This window comes from Bacteroides faecis (assembly GCF_020091505.1).
GTDB classification, from domain to species: domain Bacteria; phylum Bacteroidota; class Bacteroidia; order Bacteroidales; family Bacteroidaceae; genus Bacteroides; species Bacteroides faecis.
In genome coordinates, this window is record NZ_CP081916.1 from 2,737,605 (window position 1) to 2,749,161 (window position 11,557).

The window sequence follows — 11,557 nt, forward strand, 5'->3', positions numbered from 1 at the left end:
CAATGACAAAAGCGGAAATACAACAAGTGAAACAGCGCTTCGGCATTATTGGTAATACCGAAGCGTTGTCACGTGCCATAGATGTTGCCATTCAGGTAGCGCCTACCGACTTGTCTGTGCTGATTACCGGAGAAAGTGGCGTCGGAAAAGAAAGTTTTCCACAGATCATTCATCAATATAGCCGGAGAAAGCACGGACAGTATATTGCTGTCAACTGCGGTGCGATACCGGAAGGTACGATCGATTCCGAGCTTTTCGGACATGAGAAGGGAGCATTTACCGGTGCTATTGGTGAGCGGAAAGGATATTTTGGAGAAGCTGATGGTGGTACTATCTTTCTTGATGAAGTAGGAGAGTTGCCGTTGCCTACACAGGCGCGTCTGCTCCGTGTGCTCGAAAGCGGTGAATTTATCAAGGTAGGTTCATCCAAAGTGCAAAAGACGGATGTGCGTATTGTAGCGGCTACCAACGTGAACCTGACACAAGCTATTGCCGAAGGACGCTTCCGGGAAGATTTATATTATCGCTTGAATACGGTGCCTATTCAGATACCGCCTTTGCGTGAGCGGGGAGACGATGTGTGGTTGCTGTTCCGTAAGTTTGCCGCCGACTTTGCCGAGAAGTACCGGATGCCGGCTATCCAGCTGACTGAAGATGCCAAGAAGGAATTGGTAGCTTATCCGTGGCCGGGAAACGTTCGTCAGTTGAAGAATATCACAGAGCAGATTTCGATTATAGAAACGAACCGTGAGATTACGGCTGCTATTCTGCGGACCTATCTTCCGGTACAGAATACCCAACGCCTTCCGGCACTGTTCGGAACACGTGAGGGCAAAGGATTCGAGAGCGAACGCGAGATACTTTATTCCGTCCTGTTCGATATGCGTCAGGAAGTGGCGGAACTGAAAAAGATGGTGCACAATATGATGGCCGAACGTGCGGGACAAGTCGGACAGATGGGGCAAGTGGTAGCTACTCCGGTAGTGACGACTACACATCAGCCTTCCGTACCTGCTATCATCCATGCGGTACAACCGTCTGTCTGTCCCAAAGAAGATGATGACGATATTCAGGATACGGAGGAATATGTGGAAGAAACCCTTTCGCTTGATGAAGTAGAAAAAGAAATGATACGCAAAGCACTTGAGAGGCATCATGGCAAGCGGAAAAGTGCGGCGAAGGATCTGAATATCTCCGAGCGTACCCTTTACAGAAAAATAAAAGAATATGAATTGGATTAAGAAAATAGCACGACCGCTGATACTGATCGTTTTGCCGGCAGTCATCATTGCTTGTAGTGTGTCCTATAAGTTTAATGGCTCTTCTATCAATTATGATAAGGTGAAGACCATTTCGATTGCCGACTTTCCGATTAAGTCGGAGTATGTGTATGCTCCGTTGGCTACTAAATTTAATGAAGACCTGAAGGATATCTTCATTAGACAGACCCGCCTGCAACTGCTGAAGCCGAACCAGAATGCGGATTTGCAGATTGACGGAGAAATCACAGGCTACAACCAGTACAACCAGGCAGTGTCTGCCGATGGATACTCTTCGGAAACGAAACTGACCATTACGGTCAATGTACGTTTTGTCAACAACACTAATCACGCCGAAGACTTCGAGCAGCAATTCTCAGCTTTCCGTACCTATGATTCCAGTCAGTTGCTGACAGCCGTACAAGATGGATTGATTGCGGAAATGAGTAAAGAGATAACCGACCAAATATTTAATGCAACTGTAGCGAACTGGTAATTTAATGACTTCTGTTAACTTGCAACAATGGATTCAGCATCCTGAGACGCTGAATAGAGATACTTTGTACGAACTGCGCAACCAGCTCGCGAGGTATCCGTATTTTCAGTCGCTCCGGTTGTTGTATCTCAAGAACCTATATATTCTCCACGACATCAATTTCGGCGCAGAGCTGCGGAAAGCCGTTCTGTATATTGCCGACCGACGGAAACTGTTTCACCTGATCGAAGGCGAACGGTTTGCTGTCGAAACCCGGAAGAAAGACCTGCCTCTCACTGAAGTATTGGAAGATGAGCCTACCGTCGACCGGACACTGGCTTTGATCGATGCCTTTCTTTCTACAGCTCCCGAAGAAGTGACCAGTCAGACAAGCTTTGATTATTCTATGGACTATACTTCATACTTACTCGAAGAGACTCCCGTTGCAGACGAGCCGGCAGAGGCTATGCCCAAGCTGAAAGGACATGAACTTATTGACAACTTTATAGAAAAAAGTGAGAGTGACGCTGTCGTGTATCTGAAACCCTTGAGAGAAGAAGAGCGAACAATGACCGCTTCTTCGACTGAAACCAACGAAACAGGCAGAACGACCGAAACGACCGAAACAAACACTGAAGAAGAGGAAGATGACAGTTGTTTCACCGAAACTTTAGCCAAAATCTACGTAAAACAGCAACGATATTCGAAAGCTCTTGAAATAATTAAAAAATTAAGTTTGAAATATCCAAAAAAAAATGCTTACTTTGCAGACCAAATCAGATTTTTGGAGAAATTGATTATTAACGCTAATTCAAAATAACTAAAAATGTACTTATTATTCGTTATCTTAATGGTTATTGCAGCCTTGCTGATGTGCTTCATCGTGCTGATTCAGAACTCAAAAGGAGGCGGACTTGCTTCCGGTTTCTCTTCATCAAACGCTATTATGGGCGTGCGCAAGACTACAGACTTTCTGGAAAAAGCAACTTGGGGCTTAGCTATCTTCATGGTTGTAATGAGCATTGCTACCGCTTATGTTGTTCCTACTTCTTCTGCAGCTAAAGATGTATTGTTGGAACAAGCACAGAAAGAACAACAAACCAACCCGTATAACATGCCTACCGGTACTGCTGCTCCTAATACAGACGCTACTGCTCCTGCAGAGTCTGCACCTGCAACAGAAGCTCCGGCTACTGAAACTCCTGCTCCTGCAGCAGAATAGTTCAGTGATAGGATATTCGGTTTAAACTTATTGTGTGAGGGTATCATCGGCAAACTTCTGATTCGTCCTCACCGTTACAGGCGCGAATGACGCGAGTTACTGGGATTCTAACGGAATCTGTGTAATACGTGTGATTCGCGCCTGTCTTTATTATTTTGTGTTGTCTGCCTGTCTCCATGCAGGAATATCTTGTCAGTTAACCTTTTTCTCATAAAATATGCCTCTTTTTTAGTAAAACAAATGATAATTAGTTAACTTTGTTGCCCGTAACGAGATTATTAACTCCTTTTAAATATTACAATGACAGAACAATTGAAACAAAAGCTGAATGACTCCGCAGTGTTGCGTTGGAGTGTTCTAGCATTAGTCGCTTTTACAATGTTGTGCGGCTATTTCCTCACAGACGTCATGTCTCCCCTGAAACCCATGCTTGAGAAAGAACTTCTTTGGGACAGTTTAGATTACGGTTTCTTTACTAGTGCTTATGGCTGGTTTAATGTATTCCTGCTGATGCTTATCTTTGGTGGTATCATCCTGGATAAAATGGGAGTTCGCTTCACCGGAATGGGAGCCTGTTTGTTGATGGTGTTCGGTTGCGGATTGAAATATTATGCTATTTCTACTACTTTCCCGGAAGGTGCAATGCTTTTCGGATTCAAGATGCAGGTCACACTGGCTGCCTTGGGATATGCTATTTTTGGTGTAGGAGTCGAGATTGCGGGTATCACTGTTTCGAAGATTATTGTAAAGTGGTTTAAGGGTAAGGAAATGGCTCTTGCTATGGGACTGGAAATGGCTACTGCACGTATTGGAACTACTTTAGCGATGGTGCTTACTGTTCCTTTGGCCGACTTTTTCGGATATACAGATGAGGGCGGTGCATTCCATACCAATATTCCTGCTCCGATTCTGTTCTGTCTCGTCATGTTGTGTGTAGGTACGATTGCATTCTTTATCTATACTTTCTATGATAAGAAGCTGGATGCCTCTCTGGATGCAGAAGGACTGGAACCGGAAGAGCCGTTCCGCATGAAAGATATTGTATATATCATTACCAACAAAGGATTCTGGTTGATCGCATTACTGTGTGTATTGTTCTATTCGGCTGTATTCCCATTCATTAAGTATGCGGCTGACCTGATGGTGCAGAAGTATCATGTAGATCCGAAACTGGCAGGAACCATTCCCGGATTGTTGCCGATTGGTGCGATCATCTTGACACCGTTGTTCGGTTCTTTGTATGACCGTATCGGTAAGGGAGCTACGTTGATGGTAATCGGGTCGGTGATGCTGATTTTCGTACACTCCATGTTCGCTCTTCCTATTCTGAATGTATGGTGGTTTGCTACCGTTATCATGATTGTGCTGGGATTTGCTTTCTCACTGGTTCCTTCGGCTATGTGGCCTTCAGTTCCAAAGATTATTCCGGAGAAACAGTTGGGTACGGCTTATGCACTGATCTTTTGGGTACAGAACTGGGGATTGATGGGAGTACCTTTGCTGATCGGATGGGTATTGAATTCTTATTGCAAGGGCCCGGTAGTAGACGGTGCGCAGACCTATGATTATACATTGCCGATGACTATTTTTGCTATGTTCGGTGTATTGGCCTTGATTGTTGCTTTGATGCTGAAAGCAGAGAACAAGAAGAAAGGCTACGGACTGGAAGAAGCAAATATTCAGAAATAATCAGATCCTATCAGGAATAAAGATATAAAAGAGAAAAGATATGGCTACGAAAGAGAAAATAAACCTCTTGGAGGTTATCCCTTGTCGTAACGAACATATTAAAGCTGAACGGGAAGGGGAGACTATTGTGCTCTCCTTTCCTCGTTTTAAGCGTTCGTGGATGAGTCGTTACTTATTGCCGAAAGGAATGTCAAAGGATATTCATGTGCGTCTGGAGGAACACGGAACGGCTGTATGGGAATTGATAGACGGTCAGCGGACGGTGCGTGAAATCATAGAAAAACTCGCAGACCACTTTCAGCGTGAAGCAGGCTACGAGTCTCGTATATCAACCTATCTTACCCAATTACAGAAAGACGGATTTATTAAATGGATAATGAATAATTGATAATGGATAGTGAATGCTTAGTATAAGATAATATCCGGTTGGCTCAACCTCATTGTCCATTATCAATTAAATAAAGCCCATAGAAGGACAGCGCATCCTATTAGGACGCCCATAATGATAAGCGTTCCCCATACGAAATAGTTGTTGTCTTTTTCTTTTTTCTTTTCCGAATCTTTAATGATGCGTTCCATTTCTTCCGGAGTCGTGTTCGGTAAGAGATAGGGATCATTGTTTCTTCTGAGTCTTCCTAGTTTGTCATTTCTCCGTTCCCGGCGTAAGCGGGAAGCTTCTTTGCCGTCTTTTAGCCGGCGTATCATGTCGAGCATGTGTCCTTCTCCACCCATGATTTTTACTATTAAAGAGTTTTATTTACCTTCTTCTCTATCTACTTTAAGTAGTCCACCGGTCACCGGATCAAAGTAAACTTTGATGGTTGAGTTCTTGTTGAATAATACAGGAGCCAGATACTCGATGATACCAAATTGAGTAACAGGTATTTCTCCTTCGTATAATTTCTTTTTGCCGTCGGTCAGCGTAATCATTGCCTGTCCCGGTACGTTATAGGCAATTCCATCCATATCTTTCTTCTTTTTTCCGTCCTCTTGCGGAATCTTCACCGTTTTCAGGTCTTTCAGGCTGATGTAGAATGGAGTGCCTGCCAAATCGTTGTTAGCAACTACGCCCAGCTTCTTTGAAAAGCGGAAAGCGACCTCATTGTCAAACTCTTTATCCGGAGTGAGGCGGACAGTGAATGTCTTTTCTTCCTTGTCGCGGGTTCCTGAGAACATTTCGGTCATAGCTTCTTCCTGAAGATTCAAGTTGTCGAGCATGATCTTGAGCTGTGCGCCGTCCGAAGGCATGTTATCGGCTTGTCCGCGCAACAATGCATTCTTGCTTTCGCGGATGTTATAGATTTCCTTTGCTACCAGTTCGGCCATTTTAGCAGTGGAGCTTGCCATCAGAATCTCTTCTGTGAGGAAGTCGCGCGGGTTGGCTTTCCTTTGTGAAGCAGGAGTGTTGGTTGCTGCTTTGGTGGTATTGTTACCACTGTAAGGTACGTTGATTGATTTGATGAGTCCGTCTTCAGTCAGTTCCATGAGAGGAGCTACCGTTTTGTCTTTCAGTTTGACGAAGTAGGTAGCTTCGCTGTTGGGTACTCCTACCGGCTTCACTTTCACGCTGCTCAGTTCCCAATATTCTTCGGGTTCGGCAGAGATATTGGTCAGTCTCAAATAGCGGTCGGCATACTTGCTGAATTCTCCCGGCTTATAGTTGACTTTGTTCGCTTTTATCTCTATTTCTATTTGAGTCTTGGGAAGGGCGTACACTACTCCGTAATCTTTTCCTCGTGTCACTCCTGTCAGCACTTCTGTTTGTGCGTGGGCAGAAGTGGCCATTAGTAGTCCTGTTGCTATGATTAACTTTTTCATATTCGGTTCTTTTTAGCTGATTTTGAAAAACAAAGTTAATGAAGTTATTGAATAAACTGTAAGTTCTTAACTTTTATTCGCTTACAAGCCTCCATGCTGCTGGCAGACAGGTTACGATATCACTTGCGATAAGTCCGATCATGCCCTGTTTTTTCTGGGCGATGTCTCCGGCTAATCCGTGAATATAGGTACCTATTTTAGCAGCGTCTTCGGCAGGATAGCCTTGTGCAAGTAGTGCCAGAATCACTCCTGTCAATACGTCTCCGCTACCTCCTGTCGCCATACCGGGATTGCCAGTCGGATTGAAGTAACATTTGCCTTCGGGAGTGATAATGGTGGAGTAAGCTCCTTTCAAAATAATATGCACTTTAGCGGTGTGAGCCAGTTCGCAGGCTTTCATCAGGCGTTCGTAAGAGTCTTGGCATTTGCCGATCAGGCGCTCCAGTTCTTTGGGGTGAGGGGTGAGGATGGAACCTTTCGGCAGATGGGTGAGTGTATGCCGGTGATTTGCCAGAATGTTGAGCGCATCGGCATCTACTACCGTCGGAGTCTGGCAGTGTTCCAGTTGTTCTATCAGGGCAGCTTCCGTTTCTTCACTGCGACCGAGTCCGGGACCGACGCCGACAGCTTGATAATCATCGGTATCGGTAGGTACGGCAAAGCATGTTTCGCTTGCATCTGTTTCTACCATTGCTTCGGGCGCGGAAGTTTGCAGGATATCATTGTTGCATAACGGTGCATGTATGGTCAGCAGACCTACCCCCGAACGCAGACAGGCGCGGGCGGCTAATACCGATGCCCCTGCCATTCCTTTCGAACCGGCTATCAGCAGGGCATGGCCGAAGTTTCCTTTATGAGCGAATTGCCGGCGTGGCTTAATCAGTGAGCGGATTTCTGCGATTTCCAGCATTTCGTAATTGGTTTCTGTTTCTTCGATTCCTTCTTCGCTCAGTTGAATGTCCAGCAGTTCCCATTCACCGACGAATTCTGTGTTTTCGGCAAAGAGGAAAGCAAGCTTCGGAAGTTGCAGGCTGAAAGTGACGTCCGCACGGATAATATTACTTTTTACATTGAATGTATTTTCTTCTCCCATCAGTCCGGAAGGGATATCGATGGAGACTACCATGGCAGGAGAAGCATTGATATATTTCACTACAGCAGCAAAACCTCCGCTCAACGGTTTGTTCAGTCCCGAACCGAACAGACCGTCAATAACGAGATGCTCGGGCGTCAGCGTAGGCGGAACGAACTGGGTACTGATTTCATGAAAAGTTACTTCTTCCATCATCTCTACCAGTTCTTTATTCGTCTGGCAGTCGGGAGAAAGTTCTCCTTTTGTATTGAAGAGATATACTTCGATCTTGTATCCTTTTTCTGCCATCATGCGGGCAACGGCAAGGGCATCTCCGCCATTGTTTCCCGGTCCGGCAAAAATGGTGACAGGAGTTTCCGGATTCCATCTGTTGGTAATGGCTTTGGTCAGTGCCTGTGCGGCACGTTCCATTAAATCTATTGATGCAATTGGTTCATGTTCAATGGTATAAGCATCTAACTTCTTAATGCTGCTGCTTGGAAATATTTTCATTGCAATATTCTTTTAGTTTTTCGACCTACAAACTTACGCAAAAACTCTGAATTAATGCTTTATTCCGGTCGGACTTTTATCGGAGTATGCGTCTGCAAACTTATAAAAAGAATTGAATCGTTTCTTTAATTTGTACCATTTTTAGCAGGAATCGGGGAATTTGGCCGGAATATAACTGATTGTAGTAGCTACTCTGTTGATTATTTGATTATTTCGAAGAAAATGTTATCTTTGTAGTACATAATGTGCTTTGCATTATTTCCTGTGCTCACAACAATTAGATTATAGTTAACGGATTGTTTAATCTTTTAAAGTTTGCATGATGGAAAATACGAGAATTGGCTTAAATGCCGGAAAAGTATGGCGTATCTTAAATGAGAAAGGTGAATTGTCAATGTTTGAACTCTGCCGCGAGTTAGGTTTGACATTTGAAGAAGTAGCTGTTGCTATTGGCTGGCTCGCCAGAGAAAACAAAATTTCTTTCAGAGAAAAAGACAACATGCTCTTTGTCAAGATCGACGATGTTGAATTTAGTTTTGGCTAAATGATGACCGATTAACATTTAAGGTGAACATCCACTGAATTAATTACATGGTTGAAAACTTAATCAAGTGGATGCTGGAGATGTTTTGCACTTAATTCTATACCCTTCTATTCTATAAGAACTTTCCTATCTTGAAGCATTTTAAACTACTTTTTCGTACCTTTGTACCCCATAAACTACTAAACACATAAATTCATGAGTGCATTGAAGGGGCATCCGAAAGGCCTTTATCTGATTTTCGCGACAAGCACGGCGGAACGTTTCAGTTATTACGGAATGCGTGCGATTTTTATTCTCTTCCTGACGCAGGCATTGCTTTTCGATAAGGAGGCAGCGGCATCTATCTACGGTAGTTATACCGGACTGGTTTATCTGACCCCTTTGATTGGCGGATATATCGCTGATAAATATTGGGGAATCCGTCGTTCCGTGTTCTGGGGAGCGGTGATGATGGCTGTCGGACAGTTCCTGATGTTTATGAGTGCTTCCACATTGAATAATACGGACCTTGCACACTGGTTGATGTATGGCGGACTCGGATTTCTGATTTTAGGTAACGGCTGTTTCAAACCTACCGTTTCTTCTCTGGTCGGACAACTTTATGAGCCGGGTGACAGACGTCTGGATGCTGCATACACCATTTTCTATATGGGAGTGAATGTCGGTTCTTTCGCAGCACCTTTGATTTGCGGTTATTTGGGTGATACCGGAGATCCGAACGACTTTAAGTGGGGATTCCTCGCTGCTGGTATCATGACACTGTTTACAGTCGTTCTTTTCGAAACCCAAAAGAACAAATACCTGTTCTCACCTTCCGGTGAACCTATCGGCATTATTCCTGACGCCAAACGTGAAAAGAAGGAAGATAAAGCAGAACATATCGTACATCCTAAAATGGATAAGGGGACAAAAATACGCAATACGGTCATTATCACTGTTCTTACCATTGCCTTATTGGTCTTTTTCAGTTATGCCTTTAGTGGCGACTGGGTGAGTATCGGTATTTTTACTGCATGTATTGTTTTCCCTGTACTCATTTTGCTGGATGGTTCGCTCACGAAGATAGAACGCAGCCGGATTTTTGTCATCTATATTGTTGCTTTCTTCGTTATCTTCTTCTGGGCAGCTTATGAACAGGCGGGTGCTTCCTTAACGCTTTTCGCAGCCGAACAGACGAACCGTGATATTCTCGGCTGGGAAATGCCGGCATCCTGGTTCCAGTCTTTCAATCCGCTTTTCGTTGTCATCCTTGCCTACATTATGCCGGGAATATGGAGCTTCCTGAACAAACGGAAGATGGAACCGGCTTCTCCTACCAAACAGGCTATCGGCTTGCTGCTTCTTTCACTGGGATATCTTTTTATCTGTTTCGGAGTGAAAGATGCTGTTCCCGGAGTGAAGGTCAGCATGATTTGGCTGACGGGACTCTACTTCATTCACACTATGGGTGAAATCGCTTTGTCTCCTATCGGACTTTCGATGGTAAACAAACTAAGCCCATTGCGTTTTGCTTCTTTAATGATGGGTATCTGGTATCTTTCTACCGCTACTGCCAATAAATTTGCAGGTATGTTGAGCGGTTTGTATCCCGAAGACGGAAAAGTGAAATCACTCTTTGGCTATCAGATCGCTACCATGTACGATTTCTTCATGGTATTCGTCGTAATGTCGGGTGTTGCTTCACTGATTCTGTTCCTTCTCTCGAAGAAATTACAGAAGATGATGCACGGGGTAGAATAAAAAATCGTATTTTTGCGACAACTTTTTTAAAATGACCGGTTATGGATACCATACAGATAAAAGACAAGCAGTTTACTGTTTCCATCAAGGAACAGGATATTCAGAAAGAAGTGATTCGCGTAGCGAGCGAAATTAATCGCGATTTGGCAGGTAAAAATCCGCTTTTCCTCAGTGTGTTGAACGGTTCGTTCATGTTTACCGCCGATTTGTTGAAGCATATCACGATTCCTTGCGAAATCTCATTCGTGAAGCTGGCTTCTTATCAGGGAGTGACCTCCACCGGAGTCATAAAGGAAGTGATCGGACTGAACGAAGACATTGCCGGACGTACGGTGGTGATCGTAGAGGATATTGTAGATACCGGACTGACGATGCAACGCCTGCTGGATACATTGGGGACCCGCAATCCCGAAGCTATACATATCGCCTCTTTGCTGGTGAAGCCGGAAAAGTTGAAAGTAGATCTGAACATCGAATACGTAGCAATGGAAATTCCGAACGATTTTATTGTTGGCTACGGATTGGATTATGACGGCTTCGGACGTAATTATCCCGACATTTATACGGTAGTGGACTAAGATATATTATATATAAAAAAGAATAGGGCCAGTTTTTAAATGGTAAATTGTAAATCATTAAATTGTAAATGACAAAATGTTGAACATTGTAATTTTCGGTGCTCCGGGTTCAGGAAAAGGAACACAGAGCGAACGTATTGTAGAAAAGTATGGAATCAACCACATCTCTACGGGAGATGTATTGCGTGCAGAAATCAAGAACGGCACAGAACTGGGCAAAACAGCTAAGGGATACATCGACCAGGGTCAGTTGATTCCGGATGAATTGATGATTGATATTCTGGCAAGCGTATTCGACAGCTTTGAAGACAGCAAAGGTGTTATTTTCGACGGTTTCCCAAGAACAATTGCACAGGCGGAAGCATTAAAGAAGATGTTGGCGGAAAGAGGACAGGATGTTACTGTGATGGTAGATCTGGAAGTTCCGGAAGATGAACTGATGACCCGTCTGATCAAACGTGGCAAAGACTCCGGTCGTGCTGACGACAACGAAGAAACAATCAAAAAACGTCTGCATGTATATCATTCACAGACAGCACCGCTGATCGACTGGTACAAGAACGAGAAGAAGTACCAACACATCAACGGCTTGGGTACTATGGATGGTATCTTCGCTGATATCTGCGAAGCAGTAGACAAATTATAAT

The 11,557-nt window shown here is 44.1% G+C and carries 13 protein-coding genes; 10 read left to right on the top strand and 3 right to left on the bottom strand.

Annotated features, from left to right (window positions below; translation table 11 throughout):
• The first annotated feature begins 2 nt into the window (after positions 1-2).
• The 6 genes from K6V30_RS10435 (at position 3) to K6V30_RS10460 (ending at position 5,033) form a co-directional block, all read left to right on the top strand.
• Positions 3-1,241: a sigma-54 interaction domain-containing protein gene (locus K6V30_RS10435; RefSeq protein WP_055270133.1), complete on the top strand. Its 1,239-nt coding sequence runs from the start codon at positions 3-5 to the stop codon at positions 1,239-1,241.
• The gene (gene lptE / locus K6V30_RS10440; protein ID WP_008764536.1) at positions 1,228-1,755 is read left to right on the top strand and encodes an LPS assembly lipoprotein LptE; all 528 of its coding nucleotides are present in this window, start codon (positions 1,228-1,230) and stop codon (positions 1,753-1,755) included. The genes K6V30_RS10435 and lptE overlap by 14 nt, the downstream gene beginning before the upstream one ends.
• 4 nt (positions 1,756-1,759) lie before the next feature.
• Positions 1,760-2,554, top strand: coding sequence for a hypothetical protein (locus K6V30_RS10445; RefSeq protein WP_010536969.1), 795 nt, complete (start codon positions 1,760-1,762; stop codon positions 2,552-2,554).
• A gap of 6 nt (positions 2,555-2,560) precedes the next feature.
• Entirely contained in the window at positions 2,561-2,956 is a 396-nt protein-coding gene (secG, locus tag K6V30_RS10450) for a preprotein translocase subunit SecG (protein WP_010536970.1), read from the top strand.
• 300 nt (positions 2,957-3,256) lie between these two features.
• A complete protein-coding gene (locus K6V30_RS10455) occupies positions 3,257-4,645 on the top strand; it encodes an MFS transporter (protein WP_010536971.1) in 1,389 nt (462 codons plus the stop codon).
• Between the two features lie 40 nt (positions 4,646-4,685).
• The gene (locus K6V30_RS10460; RefSeq protein WP_010536972.1) at positions 4,686-5,033 is read left to right on the top strand and encodes a PqqD family protein; all 348 of its coding nucleotides are present in this window, start codon (positions 4,686-4,688) and stop codon (positions 5,031-5,033) included.
• 62 nt (positions 5,034-5,095) lie between these two features.
• Here the strand turns inward: K6V30_RS10460 and K6V30_RS10465 are convergent, their stop codons facing one another.
• The 3 genes from K6V30_RS10465 to K6V30_RS10475 form a co-directional block, all read right to left on the bottom strand.
• Positions 5,096-5,377: a basic helix-loop-helix domain-containing protein gene (locus K6V30_RS10465; RefSeq protein ID WP_010536973.1), complete on the bottom strand. Its 282-nt coding sequence runs from the start codon at positions 5,375-5,377 to the stop codon at positions 5,096-5,098.
• Between the two features lie 21 nt (positions 5,378-5,398).
• Complete coding sequence (locus K6V30_RS10470; RefSeq protein WP_010536974.1) at positions 5,399-6,463, bottom strand: DUF4831 family protein; 1,065 nt, start codon at positions 6,461-6,463, stop codon at positions 5,399-5,401.
• A gap of 73 nt (positions 6,464-6,536) precedes the next feature.
• Complete coding sequence (locus K6V30_RS10475) at positions 6,537-8,048, bottom strand: bifunctional ADP-dependent NAD(P)H-hydrate dehydratase/NAD(P)H-hydrate epimerase (RefSeq protein ID WP_010536975.1); 1,512 nt, start codon at positions 8,046-8,048, stop codon at positions 6,537-6,539.
• A 319-nt stretch (positions 8,049-8,367) separates the two neighbouring features.
• On the opposite strand from K6V30_RS10475, the gene K6V30_RS10480 reads away from it, so the two are divergent.
• From K6V30_RS10480 to K6V30_RS10495, 4 genes are all read left to right on the top strand, one after another.
• Positions 8,368-8,592: a winged helix-turn-helix domain-containing protein gene (locus K6V30_RS10480; RefSeq protein ID WP_010536976.1), complete on the top strand. Its 225-nt coding sequence runs from the start codon at positions 8,368-8,370 to the stop codon at positions 8,590-8,592.
• Positions 8,593-8,787: 195 nt separating this feature from the next.
• Positions 8,788-10,332: a peptide MFS transporter gene (locus tag K6V30_RS10485; protein ID WP_010536977.1), complete on the top strand. Its 1,545-nt coding sequence runs from the start codon at positions 8,788-8,790 to the stop codon at positions 10,330-10,332.
• Positions 10,333-10,373: 41 nt separating this feature from the next.
• Positions 10,374-10,910, top strand: coding sequence for a hypoxanthine phosphoribosyltransferase (gene hpt / locus K6V30_RS10490; RefSeq protein ID WP_055270131.1), 537 nt, complete (start codon positions 10,374-10,376; stop codon positions 10,908-10,910).
• A 76-nt stretch (positions 10,911-10,986) separates the two neighbouring features.
• Positions 10,987-11,556: an adenylate kinase gene (locus K6V30_RS10495; RefSeq protein ID WP_055270129.1), complete on the top strand. Its 570-nt coding sequence runs from the start codon at positions 10,987-10,989 to the stop codon at positions 11,554-11,556.
• Position 11,557 lies beyond the last annotated feature (1 nt).